Source organism: Photobacterium sp. 1_MG-2023, assembly GCF_030547945.1.
Lineage (GTDB): Bacteria > Pseudomonadota > Gammaproteobacteria > Enterobacterales > Vibrionaceae > Photobacterium.
On the sequence record NZ_JAUORR010000013.1, the window covers coordinates 76,979 to 97,625 of the forward strand.

A 20,647-nucleotide genomic window follows, 5' to 3' on the forward strand; every position below is an offset into this window, starting at 1 on the left:
ACGTTTACCTAAGGGTTTAGTGGGTTAAATCTGAGCAATTGCCCGTTCAGCCCGGTGAGCTGACGCAAATCGTCTACTTTTCCTGACAGAGAATCCTTACTGATTTCAGGTCCAACAACAACTCTGGCCAAATCGCCTGGTTTGAGCTGTTTTGGCAGGACATGCGCCTGATAACCTTTACTTCTCAGCTTTTCAACCAACTGGTGTGCATTCTCAAAATTTCGGAATACCCCCAGCTGAATTACCCAGCCACTGTCCAGATGCCCCGGCTGAGGCTCCCCCTGCAGTTGGGTTTTCACCGAGACCGGATCTTTTTCCTGAACGGATGACTGAGCCACAGGCTGACCTGCAATTTGCTCGGTGACTGGCATCGGTGGCAGTTCCGCTTCTGCATCCACAGGTTCAGGAATGGCCGTGAATGTTTCGTCACCGCCCGCCTGAGGCTGAAGCGGAATGCTGGCAAACTGCTCCTGAAAATGCTGCTTCTTGCCATCAAAGAAATCAGGCAAGAAGATTACCCCAATGGCAACCAGCACAATGGTGCCGACCAGTCTGCTTTGAAATTTACTCGCCACACTTACTCCTGAGTTGACTGAATGTGAGCGGACACTTCGCCGACGGTATGGAAAGAACCGAAGACAATCACCACATCTTCCGGTTGAGCCGCAGCCAGTGCTGACTGATACGCCTGCACCGGATCATCGAATATCTGACCGGAATAATTCAGATGATCAGCAAGCTGCTGTGCCGAAGCAGCTCTTGGTCCGGTCAGTGACGCCGGATACCAGACATCGATCACCGCGCGCATTTCGTCAAGTGTCGACGCGATATCTTTATCTTTCAGCATGGCAACCACACCATAGATCTGTCCGACTTCGCGAATATTTTTCAGCGCTTTGAGCTGACGCGCCAGATAGTGTGCAGAATGGGGATTATGGGCCACATCCAGTAAGATGAGTGGCTGATCCGAAACGGTTTCCATCCGCCCCGCCAGACGTACTTTCGCCAGACCGGCAACAATATGCTGATCCGTGATGTCGAGTTCTGCAACCCCCAGTGCCATCAAAGCAGTGGCTGCATTCGGCAATGGCAATGCCGGCAGCGGCAATTGCTCCATATCAAATGCACCACATTTCCAGTTCCAGGTTTCGCCTGACTGCTCATACGTGTACTGATAGCCCACCTGATACAGCTCGGCACCAATACTGTCCGCATGCGCGGCCACCGAGGCGGGCGGATTCGGCTGCCCGCAGATAGCCGGCTTATCGGCACGGAAGATACCGGCTTTTTCATGCCCAATCACTTCAATGTCGTCGCCCAGCCAGTCCACATGGTCAATCGCCAGACTGGTGATCACCGACACATCATGATCGACAATATTGGTGGCATCCAACCGGCCCCCCAGCCCCACTTCCAGCACCACGACTTCGACCTGATGCATCTTAAAGAGTTGCAGCGCAGCCAGCGTCCCGAACTCAAAAAAGCTCAGGCTGGTTGTTTCCCGAAACGCTTCTATCGCCGCAAAAGCCTGGCTGTGTTCATGATCCGGCAGTTCTGCACCATTCACCCGGACGCGTTCGTTATATCGCACCAAATGAGGTGAACTGTAGACGCCCACGGTATATCCCGCCTGCAGCAAAATACTTTCCAGAATGGCACAGGTCGAGCCTTTGCCGTTGGTCCCGGCCACAGTAATCACAGTCGGTGCCGGTTTGCGTAAACCGGCTCGCTCCCCGACGGCCTGAACACGCTCCAGACCCAGATCAATGGCACTGGTATGAAGATTCTCCAGATACGTGAACCAATCGTTCAAAGGTGAATGTGCCGAAGGAACAGACAGCGGCATTGCAGAGGTATCAGACATGTAACCGTACTAACTAATTTGATAAAGAAGATGGGGCATAATGTAGCATGAAGCAGGCGAAATTTAATGCTTGCTGCGCTATCGGAGACCGGAATTGTGGAACAATGACAAAATTGAACAGCCTGCAACCAGTTTTCACCGTTCGCTGACATGACATCCTGCTCGGGCTTCCGGAAAGAAAAACGCCTGGCAGAGGCCAGGCGTGTTAAGAAGGGAATCGGCTTATGCCTTGTCCTCAGCTGATTCTGCATCGGCTTCAGAATCTGCAACAGGCTCCTGAACAACCGGGACAACCAGCGGTGAAATCGTATTGGTCATCTTCGCGAGCAAACCCCCAATGCGCTGACGCATTTCGCGGCGGTCGACAATCATATCAATCGCGCCATGCTCCAGCAGGAACTCACTGCGCTGGAAACCTTCCGGCAGCTTTTCACGTACGGTTTGCTCAATGACGCGCTGACCGGCGAAGCCAATCAATGCTTTCGGCTCACCGATATTGATATCGCCCAGCATCGCCAGACTGGCAGACACACCGCCCATTGTCGGATCCGTCAGCACAGAGACAAACGGCAGACCTTTGGCAGACAGGCGTTCCAGTGCTGCGCTGGTTTTAGCCATTTGCATCAGCGACATCAGCGCTTCCTGCATCCGGGCACCACCACTGGCAGAGAAGCACACCAAACCACATTCGTTAGCAATGGCTTCATCAACCGCACGGACAAACTTCGCACCCACCACAGAGCCCATGGAACCGCCCATGAAGCTGAATTCAAATGCGCAGGCTACAATCGGCTGTTGCAGCAGTGTGCCTTTCATCGCTACCAGCGCGTCTTTTTCACCACTGGTTTTCTGCGCTGCGGTAATACGATCTTTGTATTTCTTGGAATCACGGAATTTCAGGTGATCTTTCGGTTCGAGTTCAGCAGCAATCTCCACCTGACCTTCTTCATCCAGGAAGGTTTCCAGACGGCGACGGGCTTTCATTCGCATGTGATGATCACACTTCGGGCAAACTTCCAGATTGCGCTCGAGGTCTGCGTAGTACAGTACCTGCTCACAGGAGGTACATTTCGTCCATACCCCTTCCGGGATGGAAGCTTTACGAGACGATACAATGTTGCTTTTTGTGAGGATCTTTTCAAGCCAGCTCATGAATGACCTTTCATTTACAACTCCCACGCCCGCAGGCAAAGGATAATCAATTCGATAATTTTCAAGTCAGGAATTAAAACACAAACTCGAGTCAGTGTAGATAAAAAACTGGTAGTACCTTGTGGAAATAAACAGTTAACGGGATCTTAGCTCAAGAAAATTGCCCGACCAGTTTTCTGTTCCCCAACCATCAAATGATGAAGTTTTGTTCAATTCTAGTGTTTCTTGGTTGCAGTGCGAACGAAGCTGCATATTTTTTCGTAAATCAATGTGAACCGAACGTCAGATCAGTTCATCCGACGCCCGTCTTTTACAGAAACAGCGGCCCCACCGGAACCACAGGTAACGCGTAAGTTTCCGGGTAATCCACCTCAACCAGATATAAGCCTTCCGCTTTAGCTGTGGCGCCTGCCAACGTGCGATCTTTCTGAGCCAGCAGCCACTGAATCCACTCTGGTTTCTCTTCGCCGCGACCGACCTTAATCAGGCTGCCAGTGATATTGCGGACCATATGATGCACAAAAGCATTGGCTTTGATATCGATGATCACATAATGCCCCTGACGACTGACATTCAGGTGCATCACATTCCGCCACGGGCTGCGCGACTGGCAAAACACGGCACGGAAAGAAGTGAAGTCATTTTCACCCAGCAGATACTGCCCTGCTTCGTGCATTTTTTCTGCATCCAGCTCACCGTGGTAATGGCTGATCCCGCTGCTGAGAATCGCAGGACGCAACGCATGATTGTAAATCACATACCGGTAACGACGCGCGGTTGCGCTGAAACGGGCATGAAAATCCTCCGGGACTTCATGCGCCCAGCGAACCGCAATATCTTTGGGCAGATGTGCATTGGTGCCCATGGTCCAGGCGACCAGCTTACGGGGCACATCACAGTCGAAGTGAACCACCTGACCCGTTCCGTGCACCCCGGCATCGGTTCGACCGGCACACTGGACTTCAATGTCCTGATTGGCAATTTTACTCAGCGCGGCTTCCAGTCTTCCCTGAACACTGTCGACATCCCGCTGACGCTGCCAACCATAATAGCGGCTTCCGTCGTACTCAATCCCAAGGGCAATTCGCATCGTTACACTCTTACGTCACGGGCTGCCAGCAGACAGCCCAGAAAATTCAAACGGCGATTATAAAAAAAGGCACAAAAAAAAAGAAGTCCGCACTTGCGGACTTCCTGTTCAGTTGAGCTGTGCAGTTAGCGATCCAGTTTCAGCAGCAGGTTGGCTGCTTCACGGCTGACATCACCATCGCCATTCTCTGCGACGTCTTCCAGCAGGAAGTAAGCGCCGTCAATATCACTCATTTCCAGATAGGCTTTGGCCAGATCCAGCTTGCTGGCATACTCACCGGCGCCGTCAACATCCAGCTCACCAATGCCCGCCAAAACATCCGGGAATTCGTCCAGACCCACATCCAGCTTCAGTGGTGTCACATCCAGATCCGGGTCAGACTCCCCTTCCAGTTCCTTCATCAGCTCATCAATGCTGATATAAGGTTCTTTTTCATGCTTTGTCTGGACCAGCTGGCTGTCTGCCTGTTTATCTTCTTCGACCGTTTCCGGCTGTTCAGAGAGAGGCGGTTGCTCACCCCAGTCTTCACTTTCCAGCTCAGGCTCAGGAATATCCGTCCCCCAGATCTCATTCTCTTCCGGGGTCAGTTCCTGTTCTTCCAGCTCAGAAGCCGGAACGCTTTCATGCAACAGCCATTGCTCATGTTCGAACTCATCGGCCTGCGCTGGTGCATCGAATGCAGGTATATCTGTTGCGGGTTCAGCATGAACTTCAGATTCAGATTCCAGCGGTAATTCAGTCTCAGCCTGAGTGACCGTTTCCGGAACTGCCACGGAATCCTCAGCGACCGATTCCGTCGGTTCTGCACCCCCGGACGTGGCAGGCTCCGACGCATCAGACAACGCATCCGTGTCACCCGTCTCATGGTTCTGAGCGTCATCCTGCGCAGCAAAAGAAGGCCAGTCATCGTCAGACGCTACGTCATTGTGCGCCGTCATCGCTGGCATATCCATATCCGGATCGGCCAGCAAAGCTGCCATATCCAGGCCCGCTGAATCGATCAGCTCTTCACTGAGTTCCGGCTGAACTGGCTGTGGCTGTGGCTGTGGCTGTGGCTGTGGCGCCACATTATCGGCCGCCGCCTCAGCAACGCCATGCTGCATTTCCTGTTCATACTGCTCAAGTTCCATCTGCTCTTCAAACGACGCATGGAGTGCGTCATCTTCATCAAACTCGGGCAGACTTTGCGGATCAATCACCGCATATTCATACTTGGGTTTGTCATGCATCGGAACCTGAACAGGTTCCTGAACAGGTTCCTGAACAGGTTCCTGAACAGGTTCCTGCGCCGCTTCTGGCATCACTTCCGGCTGCGGCGCATCAGACAACGAAGGCTGTTCGACCGGCTCGGTCAGCTCCGACTTTGGCTCAGCAGCCTGCGCCGCCAGTTGCAATTGCTCAGACACACGGGCCATTGCCGCCTGAGATTCTTCATCAGACCACTCCGGTGTACCGTTATCCTCACCGTCTTCCCAAGGCTCAGCTTCCGGATCCAGTAACGCCGCTTCCTCATCGAACTCAGGAAAATCATCCAGATTCATGGTGGGCGCCTGACGACCAGCAACCGCTTCGTCCCAGGCAGGATCCAGCGTCGCTTCCGGGGTCTCTGTTTCCGGCGCTTCCTCGGCTTCACTGCCATGCTGCCAGTCTGTACCCGGCTCGGGCTTCACTTCGTCCTGCGTATCCGCCTGCACGGACGCCGGTTCTGGGACCTCTGTCGATTCAGTTACTTCTTCAGGGTGTACTTCAGCCTCGGTTGCATCAGCCTCAGTTGTATCAACTTCGGTTGCTTCAGCAACAATCTGCGCTGCCTCATCGTCTTCAGACCCGGTGACATTGTCTGCCATATCGGTCTGATCAGACAACGCAGCATCAGGTGCAGACTCTGTAAGCGCTTGCTCCGAATTTTCGGCTTTTGCAACATCCATCGCAGCCAGATCATCTAGCTCAGGAATCGGTGCTGGCTCAGCATCCTCTTCTTGTGGTTCAGAAGACGACGGGAACGCTGCTGATTCTGGTTCCGCAACTTGTTCTGGTGCCAACGCCGGATCCGATTCTGGCGCAAGTCCAGGCGCCTGCCCCGAAACCGGTTCTGAGTCCAGTTCTGAGTCCAGTTCTGAGTCCGGTTCGAGAGCCTGGTCTGAGTCTGACTCAACAAATTGTTGGGGCACCGCTTCAATACGGTCTTCAGCGTATACTTCAGCATCGTCGTCAGATGCTTCTGCCGCAAATGACAACTCGGGTTCTTCTGGCTCTGACGCTTCAGCCATGACATCAGGCTGAGGCTGAACCTCAAGATCATCACCATATTCCGAAGCTTCAGAGACAGTTTCTGACTCAGGTTCAGCATCCGCGGCAAAATCCTGCGGCTCAGTTTCCTCAGAAGCCGTTGGCGCCGCACCTGCCATGACTGGTGCAACATCCGCCAGCAAGGCATCCAGATCCGTCTCTGTTTCCGCCAACGCGGGTTCCGCGTCGAAATCGGCCTCAATTTCTGGCTCTGGCTCTGGCTCTGGCTCTGGCTCTGGCTCTGGCTCTGGCTCTGGCTCTGGCTCTGGCTCTGCAGATTGAGCTGCCGAAGCTTCTGCCTCATCCAGCGCATTTAAGTACTCATCGACAGTTTTCTTTTCAGCCAGATCCGAGGGCTCAAACGAATCCAATTCTGGGACCAGTTCTGGGACCAGTTCTGAGTCCAGTTCTGAGTCCAGTTCTGAGTCCAGTTCTGGAACCAGCTCTTTATCCAGATCTGACACCACATCGCTGTCGGGCTGTGAATTGTCTGCGGTTTCGTTCTCTACCGTCAGTAACTCATCAAAAACATCAGGATTGTCTTCTTCATTATCCAGCTCCGGATCGTCATAGCTCTGAGTCTCTTCGCCCAGCAACTCATCCAGTAACTCAGTACTGTCTTCCGCCAGTTCAACTGGCGCCTGCTCAGGCTCTTCCTCAATCAGTTCATCCAGCAATGCCGTGCTGTTTTCATCCAATTCAATGTTGGTTTCAGGTTCTGATTCGTTCTCTTCGAGCAATTCATCCAGTAACTCAGTACTGTTGGCATCCAGATTGTAATCATCAATGAGATCATCGGCATCCCATTCACTTTCCACGGCTTCAGGTTCAGTGGCAGGCATTTCAGGTGCCGCAGCACGCGGTTCCTCAAGGACGGAGCTTTCGCGATCAAAATCGTCCATCAGTTCATTGAGAATGTCCTGATCCAGCATGCCCAGTTCAATACTGTCTGCATTCTGATCTGCCACACCATCAAGTAAATCATCCAGAGATTCTGTTCTGGCTTGCGGAACCGGTTCCGGTTGCGGTTCCGGTAACGGTGCACTGGCCTGTACCGGCTCTTCCGTTTGTAACCCCACGGCCAGATCGAAATCAGTATCTTCTTCTTCCTGAGCACTCAGTGGTTTGTCCCACAGACCGCTCAGGCTTTCGTTTTCGCTGTCGGTATCACGGGCAGGCGTCTGATCGAGTTCATCCAGCGCACGCTCCATGTCCTGAAGCCCGATGGCTTCATCATTGTTTTTGACCGTGATATCACTTTTCGGCAGATCACTGTCAAAGGCATCATCCAGGCCATCCGTCAGATCAAGTTCGTCCAGATCGGCATCATTGTCATCAAACAGATTATCCGAGAACACCGGATCATCCGTCGTCGAGTGATCATCAAACAACTCATCCAGGCTGCTGTTTTCGGCATCGAGTCCCAATTGCGGTTCATCGTCATCATCAAACTCTGACGCGATCGATTTCGGGGTCTCCTGTACTGGCTGCTCGGCGGCTGGTTCAGGTTCTTCTTCCTGCTTCCGGCGGCGGCCAAGGAAAAATGCCAGTAATCCAGCAATTAAAGTGCCCGGAATCAGCGCAGCGCCAGCGAGTGCCAGCGGATTCGAAGCTAATTTATCGAGCCAGTTCTGAGGCAGTTCCGCGGGGGTCTGAACCTGGGGTTCTTGCTGATCCGCTTTTTGCTGCTCAATGAACGACTGAATCTCATTGCGGAGTTCATCGTCTCCCGCCAACTGCTCTTTCAATGCCCCAATTTCATGCTGCATCTCAGCCAGACGCAGTTTCAGGACATGATTACTTTCACGCAGTTGCGCTAACTCTTCATCAGAGGCATTTAACTGATCTTTCAGCGCCGATGCCGCGAGCGGCTGACCGGTGAGTGCCGGAGACGAGGCAGACGGAGCGCTCTCCGCCGATGTGACTTGTTTCGGCGTTTGTGATGACGTCGCTGAATTGCCGGAAGTCACGTTACCCGCCGCTGTCTTCTGCTCGGGTGCCGTCACTTTGGGTGTTGATGGTGGCGTTGGCGCGGTGGCTTTTGGCGCTGCCGATTGACCAGAGGCTTCGGGTGCTGCTTTCGGTTTCGGTTCCTGTTTCGGTGCCTGTTTCGGTGCCGTCGCCGTTCGGGATGCATTGGCTGCCCGGGCCAGCTCGCGGCGTTTCAGATCGGCTTCAACCCGATCCCGAATCACATCAGAATTTTCCGCCCGAATCTGTGCCATGGTTGGCATTCTCAATCGGCTGCCCGGGATCAGACCATGGATATTGTTGTCCGAAAATGCCCCCGGGTTCGCCCGGAAAATCGCACCGAGTACCTGATAAATCGTCACACTGTCATTGGGTTTATAGCGAGACGCAATCGACCACAGCGTTTCATTCTCACCGGTCGGGCCGTAAATACCCACCGAGCGGGTGCTCGGTTGCGATGCCGTGCTCGCTGGCGCACGCACAGGCGTCGCAGGTGCAGTCACACGCGGCGAAGGATTCGCGGGCTGAGAAACGGCAGGACGCTGCGGTGCCGGTTGCGAGGACGGTGTCGTTTGCGGTGCTTGTGTCGTCCGGCTGGGCGGCGTTGCAGGTTCTGCAACTTCGTCTGCGGGGCCCATAATTCGAATCGTGTTGGCTTGTACGTTGACCGGCAATTGCAATGCAGCCGAAGCGATAACGACCGGTAAAATCACGCGTTTCATTTTAGTTGATGAGTCAGACACTGCCTGCTGTCCTCTCTGACAGAGATAAAATACTAAGGTCTGTGGACCGGACTGCGAAATCGGAGGGTTCGGCAGGACCAGTCTGTCTGGAATGCTTCGGCCTGTCGCCAGAAATCTTAAACATACAGTGCATCACCACAGGCTTTTGAACAAATATTGTGATTGTTGCCTGCTACAGCATGATGTCAATCATCACACCCAGCTTTTACTGTGAAGATCAAGAAATTGGCGTCAGGTATATTTGAACGGTTCGGGAACTGAACATCACATCCGGATAAAATAAACCAATCAAAGTCAGTCAATGATCAGAAATAGCGCAGGAAAAATGGTTGAGAACAAGGCAGATTTTTTAGATAAGTAGTGATTCTACAATCAAAAAATCTAACGCAGTGATCGAACATTTGAACCAGCTAGGATGACCAGTGATTGACTGCGATTGGTATAAGGGCAGCTTCAGGCGCACCTGAGCTGCCCCCTTCACAGGACGTGTTTACAGATAGTCCTGAATCAGTTTCTCGGCAATCTGGACACTGTTGGTTGCTGCGCCTTTGCGCACGTTATCCGCCACGATCCACATATTCAGCCCACACGGGTGACTGATATCTTCACGAATCCGGCCAACCATCACATGGTCTTTGCCGTTGGCATCCACCACCTGCGTCGGGAATTCCGTGCCATGGAACACTTCAACGCCCTCCGCGTTCTCCAGCAGGCTGATTGCCTCTTCCAGAACCACCGGCTGGCAGGTTTCGACATGAACGGCTTCCGCATGGCCGTAGAAAACCGGGACCCGAACACAGGTCGGGTTCACCCGAATATTGGCATCGCCCAGAATCTTCTGCGTTTCCCACACCATTTTCATTTCTTCTTTGGTGTAACCGTTGTCCATAAAGACATCGATCTGCGGTAAACAGTTAAACGCAATCTGTTTCGGGTAAGCTTTGTTTTCAATCGGCATACCGTTCAGCAGCTTGGCCGTCTGACCGGCCAGTTCATCGATACCACTTTTGCCAGAGCCAGACACCGACTGGTAAGTCGCCACGTTGATCCGATCAATGCCATAAGCATCCTGAATCGGCTTCAGGGCCACCAGCATCTGAATCGTGGAGCAATTTGGATTGGCGATAATATTTCGGTTACGGAAATCAGCCAGCGCCTCGGGATTCACTTCCGGCACCACCAGCGGAATTTCCGGGTCATATCGGAAACACGAGGTATTGTCGATGACAACAACACCCTCATCCGCAGCAATCGGTGCCCAGTATTCAGAAGCTTCCGATCCGGCCGAGAAGAGTGCAATCTGCACCTGCGACCAGTCAAACTCTTCAACATTAGTCACCCGGACACTTTTGCCTTTAAATCGCACGGTCTTCCCTGCGCTTCGTTCGGAAGCCAGCAGGTAAAGGTTGCGGACAGGAAAGTTTCGCGCCTCCAGCACCTCAACCATGGTTTCCCCAACGGCCCCGGTTGCGCCCAGAATGGCAATATCAAATTCCTGACTCATGGTGTTTCCTCAACAGTAAAACCTAGTTTAGCCAGCGACTCTAACCCAAAATGCCCCTGACCTGCTACCGTCACCGCACTGTATTCGCGGCGATCCCAGTAATTTTTACGCATCCTGTCGAATTGTGCAGCCATCCCGGCATCATCCACGGCTGTCATCTTACGGCGGAACAGTGCGTCATCTTTTCTGACATCATAGATCAACTGAATCAGACTGAATAACGTCGGCTCATCCCAGGCCTCGCTCAAGCGCACATAAGGCACAGGCGCAACCGGCAGCAGCTCTGCCGCTTCAACCCGATCGCCCCGGCCCAGAAACTCACAGAAACTGTTGAAGATCATGGTCGTACCGCGTGCTTTTCCTTCCAGACCGTAACCAGCGACATGCGGGGTTGCAAACGCCAGCAAAGGCAGCAATTCACGATCCACCAATGGCTCCTGTTCAAACACATCCAGCACAGCCGTCAGAGACTTGCCCTGTCCGGACACCGAGTGCTGTAATGCTGTTTTCAGTGCCTGATTATCTGCAATCGGCCCCCGGGCAGCGTTGATCAGAATCGCGCCATCTTTCAGGCGGCCCAGAAAAGAAGCATCAATCAGATGATGGGTTGGATACTCACCTGAACGGGTCAGCGGTGTGTGCACGGTGATGACATCACATGCTTCAACCAATGTCTCGAGTGTATGAAATTCACGCGGATCGCCAGCTGCTTCCAGCAAAGGGTCATTCAGGTAATAGCGAATGCCCAGCGCATCCAGACATTTCGCCAGATAAGAGCCCACGTTGCCGGCGCCAATAATGCCAACGGTTTTGTCGAAAATAGAAAAACCCTGCTGCTGCCCCAGCACCATCAGGCTGCTCAATACATACTCAGCCACCCCGACTTTGTTACAGCCCGGTGCCGCAGTGTAAGCAATTCCCTTTTCTGCCACGGCAGCCTGATCGATGTGATCCTGCCCGGCAGTTGCGGTTCCAATGAATTTCAAGTGATCCGCTTTCTCAAGCAGTTCAGCATTCACTCGGGTCACCGAGCGGATCATCAGGCCATCGATACCCACCAGATCGTCGGCAGTCAGGGTCCGGCCAGGTTTGGCAATGACTTCGCCCAGTCGGCTGAACAGTTCCACCGCATAAGGCATGTTTTCGTCTACAAGGATTTTCATTCGGGCTCCGGGAAACATCGGAAAAAATTGGTTCTAGCTTGGGAAAATTTTGGCTGATGTCAAGCAGGTGCAGCGACCGCTCCCGGAAATAAAAAAACCCGGTATGAATACCGGGTTAAAAATCCAGGATGGGAAAACATTTGCATGCACAGATTTCCGTTCTGCGAACCGAAATTCGCCCTGCAAAATGTCGCGTCTGAATACAGGCATAAAACGCTTTGTCGATTTATGCTGGCCTGGAAATCTCTGCTGTTCAGGTGCCGGATTCAGCACCTGACGCTTTAGCCTTCGTACTTCTGAATCACCAGCGTCGCATTGGTACCACCGAAGCCGAACGAGTTCGACATCACGGTCTTCAGCGATGCATCGCGGGCTTCACGAACAATGTCGAGACCTTCCGCGGCCGGATCCAGATTATCAATGTTGATGCTTGGCGCAATGAAGCCATTTTCCAGCATCAGCGTTGAGTAAATCGCTTCGTGTACACCCGCTGCCCCCAAGGCATGACCTGTCATCGCTTTGGTTGCTGAAATTGCCGGGCTGTTCTGACCGAACAGTTCCTGAATCGCACCCAGCTCTTTCACATCACCGACAGGCGTAGAAGTCCCGTGGGTATTGATGTAATCCACCGGCGCATCCAGATCCTGCATTGCCATCTTCATACAGCGCACTGCACCTTCACCGGACGGCGCAACCATGTCGTAACCATCTGAAGTTGCGCCATAACCCACGATTTCACCGTAGATTTTCGCGCCGCGCGCCAGTGCGTGCTCCAGCTCTTCGATGACCATCATGCCGCCACCACCGGAGATCACGAAACCGTCACGGTCTGCGTCATAGGTACGGGAAGCTTTTGATGGGTCGTCGTTATACTTGGTCGACAATGCGCCCATGGCATCAAACATCATGGTCAGGGACCAGTCCAGTTCTTCACCACCACCGGCAAACACAACATCCTGTTTGCCCAGTTGGATCAGCTCCAGTGCGTGACCAATACAGTGTGCAGAGGTTGCACAGGCTGAACTCATGGTGTAGTTCACACCACGGATTTTGAATGGGGTTGCCAGACACGCAGAAACCGTAGACGACATGGTCCGCGGCACCATGTACGGACCCACACGCTTCACGCCTTTTTCGCGCAGAATATCAACGGCTGCAACCTGGTTATAAGAAGAAGCACCGCCTGAACCGGCCACTAAGCCCGTCCGATCGTGAGAAACCTGCTCGTCTGTCAGGCCAGCATCTTCAATGGCCTGCTCCATCGACAGATATGCGAATGCTGCGGCATCGCCCATGAAACGCATTTTCTTGCGATCAATATGATCAGCGGGGTTCATTTTCAGGTCGCCCCAGACATTGCTGCGAAGCTTCGCATCGGCGAATTGCTGAGAAAAATTAATGCCTGACTTGCCCGCTTTCAGAGACTCCAGTACTTCTTTCACATTGTTACCGATACTGGAGACAATACCCATGCCTGTAATTACGGCTCGTTTCATGATGAATTCCTACTGTCATTTAACGCGGTTGATGATAACGGGTTTAACAAGCTTAAGTGGTCAGCTTTCCCCCGAATCAGTTACAATCCGCTGCTTATCGTGGTCAATTGATGATCTTTTACCAAAGTTCGCCCTCGTGCGACAACATCTGAGTATAGAAAATCATCAGCTTAGCATCCTTGACCCCAACTTTTTCGAAGAGGTTTTTCTTTTGTCCCATTCATCACCAAAACAGATAGAAAATGCAGTGCTGGACTGGAATGAAGCCGGGACACCGGTTTCAAACGATTTTGATGACGTGTATTTCTCCAATGCCAACGGCCTGGAAGAAACACGTTATGTGTTTTTACAGCAAAACGAACTGCCCACCCGCTGGGCGACTTTCCCGCGTCGCCGCTTTGTCGTCGCAGAAACCGGTTTTGGCACCGGTCTGAACTTTCTGGCTGTCTGGCAATGGTTCAAAGCGTTCCGCGAGGCCAATCCGGACGCCGATGTCAAAGCGCTGCATTTCATCAGTTTCGAAAAATTTCCGGTCACCAAAGAGGATCTGATCAAAGCCCATCAATCCTGGCCTGAACTGGCTGAACTGGCCAGCCAACTTCATGCCCATTACCCGCCAGCTGTGGCGGACTGCCACCGTCTGGTGCTGGAAGACGGGATGATTACGCTGGATCTGTGGTTTGGTGATATCAAAACAGCCCTCCCTCAAGTATGGACCCATGCCGACGGCTTGGTCGATACCTGGTTTCTTGATGGCTTCGCCCCCAGCAAAAATCCGGACATGTGGAATCAGGAACTCTTCAACGGTATGGCAGCTCTGGCCCGTGAAGGCTGTACGACCGCCACCTTCACAGCCGCGGGTTTTGTTCGCCGCGGGCTGATTGAAGCCGGATTCGAGATGAAAAAAGTGAAAGGATTCGGCCATAAACGCGACATGCTGGCCGGTACACTGACCGAACGCCAGCAAGGCAGCAACCTTGCTCCCTGGTATGCGCGGCAATCCGCAGCGGATCTCACGGACGTCGCCATTGTCGGCGGCGGCATCGGTTCTGCAACGCTCGCCAGCGCACTGGTGCGACGGGGGATCACCGTCAGTCTATATTGTGCTGACTCAATGCCGGCAGAAGGCGCATCCGGAAATCGTCAGGGGGCGGTCTATCCGCTCCTCAATGGCTCTAACGATGCCCTGAGCCGCTTCTTTGCCCCTGCCTATCTTTTTGCACGACAGTTTGTAGAACAGGCGGCTCAATCCGGTGATTTCAGCCACGATTGGTGCGGTGTCACCCAACTGGCCTGGTGTGATAAAGCGGGGGAGAAACTCGATAAGATGCTGAAAGGCGGATTCCCGGCAGAGGTGATTCAGGCGCTGGATGTTGAGCAGACCGAAGCCGTCACCGGCGTGAAGACCGGACACCGCAGCGTTCATTATCCGCTCGGAGGCTGGCTGTGCCCGCAGGAGCTGACCCGCAGCGTGATCCGGCAGGCTGAGGCAACCGGCCTGCTGACCGTATATGCCAGCACAGAAGTGACTTCCGCTTCTCAAGATGACGCAGGACAGTGGACACTGAACACCGCGGATGGACGACAGTTCCATCACCCAACCGTGATTCTTGCCAATGGTCACCGTTTTGCCGAATTCAGCCAAACCGAAATGATCCCGGCTTATTCGGTCCGGGGGCAAGTGAGCCATGTGCCAGGTAAGGGAGAACTGGCGCAGCTGAAATCCGTGCTTTGCTACGATGGCTATCTCACTCCGGTCAATCCATCCTCCGGCACGCACTGCATCGGCGCCAGCTACCGCAGAAACAGCACCGATCTGAGTTTTTCTGAAGCAGAACATCAGGACAATCAGACCCGCCTGGTGAATTGCCTGCCGGATACAGACTGGCCAAAGGCGATTGATTTTTCTGCGCAGGATGCTCGTGTCGGTGTCCGTTGTGCCAGCCGGGATCATCTGCCGTTTGTCGGGAATGTCTGCCGCTATGAAGACGTCCTGAGCCAGTATGCCAATCTGAAAGACACGCAAGCCCAAGCTGCCGAAGTCCCCGTCTACGAGGGTCTGTATGCCATGATTGGACTGGGCTCCCGGGGGTTAAGTTCTGCGCCATTGCTCGGTGAGCTGCTGGCCTCACAATTATGCGGGGATCCGCTGCCACTGCCACTCAGTGTGCTGGATGCCCTGCATCCGGGCCGGATGTGGGTTCGCAAGCTGCTGAAAGGAAAAGCGATCGACAGCTGAGCCCTTACAGCCTGAACGCACTCCCCCTCTGCGAGGGGGAGACAATCTCGAAAGGAAAAGGTCCACTGATCGAAAGGTCAGTTCAGATTACTGCTGATCCGTCACGGGTGGTGCCGGATTGTCATCTCCACCGCCGGTATCCGACAGCGCGACACCAATCACCACCGCAGCCACACCGACCGCTACGACGGTCGCCGTCAGGCCACCGGCAGAAGCAGCAGACGCTTTCGTAATTCCGGCCGCTGAACCTGTCGAAGACGAACTGGTTGTCGTGGTCGCCGAAGACGTCGTGACCGGCGGCGTGCTGGCGGCCTGAGGTGTCGCAGGCACGTCTGCAACCGGATCTGCTGCAAAAACACTGACACTCATCAGCCCGCTGAGACTGAGCGCAATTAAGCCACTTTTCCGTATTCTCATCGCTGCCCCTGACCCTTCTGAAAAAACGAATTGGTAATTTCAGTATAGTCAGTAGCAGGAGAAATCTGTGATCTATGCGAGGGTTTTAGGGCAAGAAAACTAGGTTCTCACCCTAAGTTGAGGCTTTTATTGGATTAATCAGCACCGAATAAATCTCGGGTATAGACTTTGTCCGCCACATCGTGCAGGTCGTCTGCCATTCGGTTTGACACAATCACATCCGACATTGCCTTGAATGCATCCAGATCCCGGATCACGGTGGAATGAAAGAATTCATCATCTTTCAGCACAGGTTCATAAACCACAACTTCCACACCTTTGGCTTTGATGCGTTTCATGATCCCCTGAATGGACGAAGCTCTGAAGTTATCAGAACCGCTTTTCATAATCAGACGATAAATCCCAACCACCTTCGGCTTTTTCGCCAATATCGCCTGCGCGATAAAGTCTTTACGGGTGCTGTTTGCATCCACAATGGCACGGATGATGTTATTCGGGACTTTCTGGTAGTTCGCCAGCAACTGCTTGGTATCTTTGGGCAGGCAATAACCGCCGTAACCAAAAGATGGATTGTTGTAATGATTGCCAATCCGCGGATCCAGGCACACCCCTTCAATAATTTCACGGCTGTCCAGGCCATGTGCTGCCGCATAGCTGTCCAGCTCATTGAAATAAGCCACCCGCATGGCCAGATAAGTATTCGAAAACAACTTCACGGCTTCTGCTTCGGTCGCATGGGTAAAGAGCACCGGAATATCGGCTTTCTCTTTTTTTGCCCCTTCCAGCAGCAGCCCGGCAAAGATTTTTGCCCGTTCAGACTGTTCACCGACAATAATCCGGGAAGGATAGAGATTGTCATACAACGCACGGCCTTCGCGCAGAAACTCCGGAGAAAAAAGAATATTCTCGGTTCCAAATTCAGCTTTGATGCGCTGGGTATAGCCGACCGGGATAGTCGATTTTATCACCATCACCGCCTGAGGATTCACCGCCAGAACATCCCGGATTACCGACTCAACCGAAGACGTATTAAAGTAGTTGGTGACCGGATCGTAATCCGTCGGTGTGGCGATGATGACAAAATCTGCATGACTGTACGCCAGATGTTTGTCGGTTGTGGCCGTCAGATCCAGCGAATGATGTTTGAGGTACTCACTGATTTCCTGATCAACAATCGGTGACAGCCCTTGATTCAGCAGGTTTACTTTCTCTTCTACAATATCCAGCGCAATCACCTGATGGTGCTGAGCCAGCAAAACAGCATTCGACAGGCCCACGTAACCTGTTCCCGCGACTGTAATTTTCATTCTCTTTCCTCAAACTCGGTCTTCTTAACACCAATGATAGCCCCAGCCTAAAGGATTGTTATGGAATGCAGATGACAAGGCAGGCGCAATCCTTTGAAATATGCTGTTAAGCTATTTTGGTGTCGTCGCGGAGACTAGAGTATCGGAACACTGTCCGGATGCAAGGAATGACTTAGTCCAGGTTCAGGTTTGCGCAAACTATCACCTTTGCGTCCGGCTTAATTTTACTCAGGCGGCGCGCGAGTGCTTCCTGCGCGGGTCTGTCGCCATGAACCAGACGGATCTCTCTCGGGCCGTTTTCGATGCCTCTGACAAACCGCAGTAAATCGTTTTGATCGGCATGGGCTGAATACCCCGTCATGGTGTGCACCCGGGCCTTCACCTCAATCCGCTGATTTTGAATGATCACTTCATTTGCCCCGTTTTGCAGTTCTCGTCCCAGCGTGCCTCTGGCCTGATAGCCAATCAACACCACATCCGTTCTGGGATCCGGCAGCAAAGCTTCCAGATAATTCATGATTCTGCCGCCGGAGCACATGCCGCTGGCCGCGATAATCACCGCCGGTTCCCCGCTCGCTTTCAGACGATTCACCAAGCCGATGTGATCTTCATGACTGTCGAGTTGCGTACACTGCTCAAAATCCAGCGGATGACGGCCACTGTGCACTCTTGCTTTGGCTTCCTGAGCCCATAAGCGTTTAAAGCCCTGATAAGTCTGAGTAATTTTCATCGCTAACGGCGAATCCAGCACAATCGGCAATGCTGGCCACGGGCTTCGCCCCCCGGTTTTCGCCTGTTCCTGAACCACGATATTTTCCAGATCAAACAGCACTTCCTGAGTACGGCCCAGACTGAATGCCGGAATTAAAATGGCACCACCGTCCTGCAGGGACTGCTCCACAATTGCTTTCAATACCTGCTCCCGATTTTCCACGCCCGGATGTCGCTTATCACCATAAGTGCTTTCAAGCACCAGTACATCCGCATGTGCCGGAGAAACCGGGTCCACCAGCAACGGCGTCTGGCTGGGGCCGAGATCCCCGGAAAACACAACCTTCTGCCGATCAGGTAAGGTAAATTCCAGATAAGCCGACCCAAGAATATGGCCCGCCTGCCGGAACACAAGGCTGACATCCTGACCATCCGGCAACATAATTTGAGCCCGGCAATCAAACGGCACCGGTTTGAGCTGTGAGCGAACCAGTCGGATAAAAGCTTCGCATTTCTCATCACTCAGTCCCAGCTGCAATTTCAGCCCGTCTTCCAGCATCAGCGGCAGTAAAGAGGCAGTGGCTTCCGTGGCATAAATCGGCCCGCGAAACCCCGCCGCTAATAACCAGGGAATCCGGCCGACATGGTCAATATGGCAATGGGTCAGTACCAGTGCTTTGATCGGTTCAACCGGAAAATTAATGTCATTGCTGCGCTTGGCTTCTTCGCCCTGAAAAGCCCCGCAGTCAATTAACAGACTGTATTCCCCTAACTGTAATTCGTGGCAGGAACCGGTTACTCCGTCCCTGGCGCCATGGTGTAAAATATTCACCGGACTCCCCTGGTGCTGCTGTTGACTGAAATATGTTCAACAGCATGACAAACTTAATAACATGTGGAACATTAGCAGCGAAATTGCGCGACATAATTCACGAAAAACGTCACGGATCCACATCCGTTAATTCCAAAATCCCGACAAATTGACGAAATGGGGAAAAGCACGCCAATACGATCTCAAAATACCCTTAAAAATCATAAGGCTAAATTTGATCTTTTTTACACAAACTTTCTCTGAGAAAAATTACTCTTCCCGTAAGCACGCCTCATGATTCTTTTCTGAACAGGCTCACGAACATTCTGTCAATAAATGAAACCTGAACGCCTTCAATCCCACCTCATCAAAAAGATCAGTAAAAGTCGCCTAACCTTTAAAGGCTCAATGAAACATTCGCTTGGCATGGAAAAGAAAAACAGGAATGCGATACCTCAATCACATCTAAAGACTTTTTCTTGAACGATCCAAAGATCATTAAAAAAGGCTCATTTATCCTGAATCAGCGCCAGCAGTTCTGCGGTCTTTTCCTGCATCAGCGTCATGTCGCCTCGGGATTCAACATTGAGCCGCAAGACAGGTTCAGTGTTGGAAGCCCTGAGGTTAAAGCGCCAGTCTGCAAAGCTCAGGCTGAGGCCATCCGTTGTATCCACGGCCAGTGCATCCGGTTCATAAACATCCAGAACACGATGGAGTACGGCTTGAGGACTGGCGGCTTTCAGGTTGATTTCTCCCGATGACGGGTATGCCTGAATTCTGGCTGCCACCAGTGAAGACAAAGACTGTCCTGTTTGCGAGAGCAGCTGTACGACCAGTAACCAGGGGATCATGCCGCTGTCGCAGTAGGCAAAGTCGCGAAAATAATGATGGGCGCTCATTTCTCCGCCGTAAATCGCATCCTCCTGCCGCATCCGTTCTTTGATAAATGCATGGCCGGTTTTCGACTGCACCGCCTGTCCGCCATAACGACTGACAATCTCCTGAGTGTTCCAGATTAAGCGGGGATCATGGATGATTTTTTCTGTGGCAGGCTGAGCCGACTGCTGTAAAAAAGCCTCTGCCAGCAAACCGACAATATAATAGCCTTCGATAAACTCTCCCCGCTCATCAAAGAGGAAACAGCGATCAAAATCGCCATCCCAGGCAATGCCCATATCGGCCTGATGTTCAATCACCGCCTGCGCCGTTGCAGCGCGGCATTCGGGCAACAATGGGTTGGGAATCCCGTGAGGGAAAGTACCGTCCGGTGCATGATGAATCTTAATCAATGTCATCGGGATCTGTTGCTGATGCAATGCTGCTTCAAGGGCATCAAGCAAGGGGCCCACTGCCCCGTTTCCAGCGTTCACCACGAGTTTCATCGGGCGCATCTGTTTTGGCGCGTAGCTTCGCATCAGGAAAGACACATAATCGGCTTGCACCGAACCCTGATACAAACGTCCCTGGGCTGCCACAGCCTCAAAACAGTTGCGTTCGGCCAGTTGCCGGATGGCATGAAGCCCACTGTCACCGCTCACAGGCACCGCACCTGCCCGAACCAGCTTCATACCATTGAAATTAATGGGATTATGGCTGGCTGTGATTTCAATGCCTCCGTCCACTGTCAGCGTTTGCGCGGCAAAATAGACTTCTTCAGTCCCGGTCAGGCCCAGATCAATAACATCACTGCCGCCATCCATCAGCCCTTGTGCCAGTGCCTGTTTTAATGCCGGGGAAGACAAGCGCACATCCCCCCCAACAGCAACGCATCGCGGATGAAAATGCTGAGCAAAAGCCCGTCCGATCCGGTAGGCAATCTCTTCATTGAGCTCTGAACCCAGTTCACCGCGAATATCATAGGCTTTGAAACATGTCAGGGATTGCATGGCG

At 52.8% G+C, this 20,647-nt stretch carries 13 protein-coding genes; 1 reads left to right on the forward strand and 12 read right to left on the reverse strand.

Going from position 1 to position 20,647, the window contains the following annotated elements; all coding sequences use genetic code 11:
* Window positions 1–8: 8 nt before the first annotated feature.
* From Q4579_RS13020 to fabB, 8 genes are all read right to left on the reverse strand, one after another.
* Window positions 9–575: an SPOR domain-containing protein gene (locus tag Q4579_RS13020; RefSeq protein WP_303564811.1), complete on the reverse strand. Its 567-nt coding sequence runs from the start codon at window positions 573–575 to the stop codon at window positions 9–11.
* Window positions 576–577: 2 nt separating this feature from the next.
* Entirely contained in the window at window positions 578–1,864 is a 1,287-nt protein-coding gene (folC, locus tag Q4579_RS13025; RefSeq protein WP_303564812.1) for a bifunctional tetrahydrofolate synthase/dihydrofolate synthase, read from the reverse strand.
* A 222-nt stretch (window positions 1,865–2,086) separates the two neighbouring features.
* Entirely contained in the window at window positions 2,087–3,016 is a 930-nt protein-coding gene (gene accD / locus Q4579_RS13030; RefSeq protein WP_303564815.1) for an acetyl-CoA carboxylase, carboxyltransferase subunit beta, read from the reverse strand.
* 310 nt (window positions 3,017–3,326) lie between these two features.
* Window positions 3,327–4,106 (reverse strand): tRNA pseudouridine(38-40) synthase TruA, encoded by a 780-nt coding sequence (gene truA, locus Q4579_RS13035; RefSeq protein ID WP_303564816.1) that lies wholly within the window; start codon window positions 4,104–4,106, stop codon window positions 3,327–3,329.
* Between the two features lie 125 nt (window positions 4,107–4,231).
* Window positions 4,232–9,109, reverse strand: coding sequence for a FimV/HubP family polar landmark protein (locus Q4579_RS13040; protein WP_303564818.1), 4,878 nt, complete (start codon window positions 9,107–9,109; stop codon window positions 4,232–4,234).
* 490 nt (window positions 9,110–9,599) lie between these two features.
* Window positions 9,600–10,613, reverse strand: a complete 1,014-nt coding sequence (locus tag Q4579_RS13045; protein ID WP_303564819.1) for an aspartate-semialdehyde dehydrogenase — start codon at window positions 10,611–10,613, stop codon at window positions 9,600–9,602.
* Window positions 10,610–11,776, reverse strand: coding sequence for a 4-phosphoerythronate dehydrogenase (locus tag Q4579_RS13050; protein ID WP_303564820.1), 1,167 nt, complete (start codon window positions 11,774–11,776; stop codon window positions 10,610–10,612). The genes Q4579_RS13045 and Q4579_RS13050 overlap by 4 nt, the downstream gene beginning before the upstream one ends.
* Before the next feature lie 281 nt (window positions 11,777–12,057).
* Window positions 12,058–13,272 carry a beta-ketoacyl-ACP synthase I gene (gene fabB, locus Q4579_RS13055; RefSeq protein ID WP_303564821.1) on the reverse strand — a complete coding sequence of 405 codons (1,215 nt, stop codon included), beginning with the start codon at window positions 13,270–13,272 and terminating at the stop codon, window positions 12,058–12,060.
* A gap of 211 nt (window positions 13,273–13,483) precedes the next feature.
* Here fabB and mnmC point away from each other — a divergent pair, with 211 nt between their 5' ends.
* Window positions 13,484–15,511, forward strand: coding sequence for a bifunctional tRNA (5-methylaminomethyl-2-thiouridine)(34)-methyltransferase MnmD/FAD-dependent 5-carboxymethylaminomethyl-2-thiouridine(34) oxidoreductase MnmC (gene mnmC, locus Q4579_RS13060; RefSeq protein WP_303564823.1), 2,028 nt, complete (start codon window positions 13,484–13,486; stop codon window positions 15,509–15,511).
* A gap of 87 nt (window positions 15,512–15,598) precedes the next feature.
* Here the strand turns inward: mnmC and Q4579_RS13065 are convergent, their stop codons facing one another.
* From Q4579_RS13065 to Q4579_RS13080, 4 genes are all read right to left on the reverse strand, one after another.
* Complete coding sequence (locus tag Q4579_RS13065) at window positions 15,599–15,928, reverse strand: hypothetical protein (RefSeq protein WP_303564824.1); 330 nt, start codon at window positions 15,926–15,928, stop codon at window positions 15,599–15,601.
* Window positions 15,929–16,062: 134 nt separating this feature from the next.
* On the reverse strand, window positions 16,063–17,235 hold the full coding sequence (locus Q4579_RS13070; protein WP_303564826.1) for a nucleotide sugar dehydrogenase: 1,173 nt from the start codon (window positions 17,233–17,235) through the stop codon (window positions 16,063–16,065).
* A gap of 172 nt (window positions 17,236–17,407) precedes the next feature.
* Window positions 17,408–18,778 (reverse strand): MBL fold metallo-hydrolase RNA specificity domain-containing protein, encoded by a 1,371-nt coding sequence (locus Q4579_RS13075; RefSeq protein ID WP_303564828.1) that lies wholly within the window; start codon window positions 18,776–18,778, stop codon window positions 17,408–17,410.
* A gap of 488 nt (window positions 18,779–19,266) precedes the next feature.
* Window positions 19,267–20,643, reverse strand: coding sequence for a phosphomannomutase CpsG (locus Q4579_RS13080; protein WP_303564830.1), 1,377 nt, complete (start codon window positions 20,641–20,643; stop codon window positions 19,267–19,269).
* Window positions 20,644–20,647: the final 4 nt, after the last annotated feature.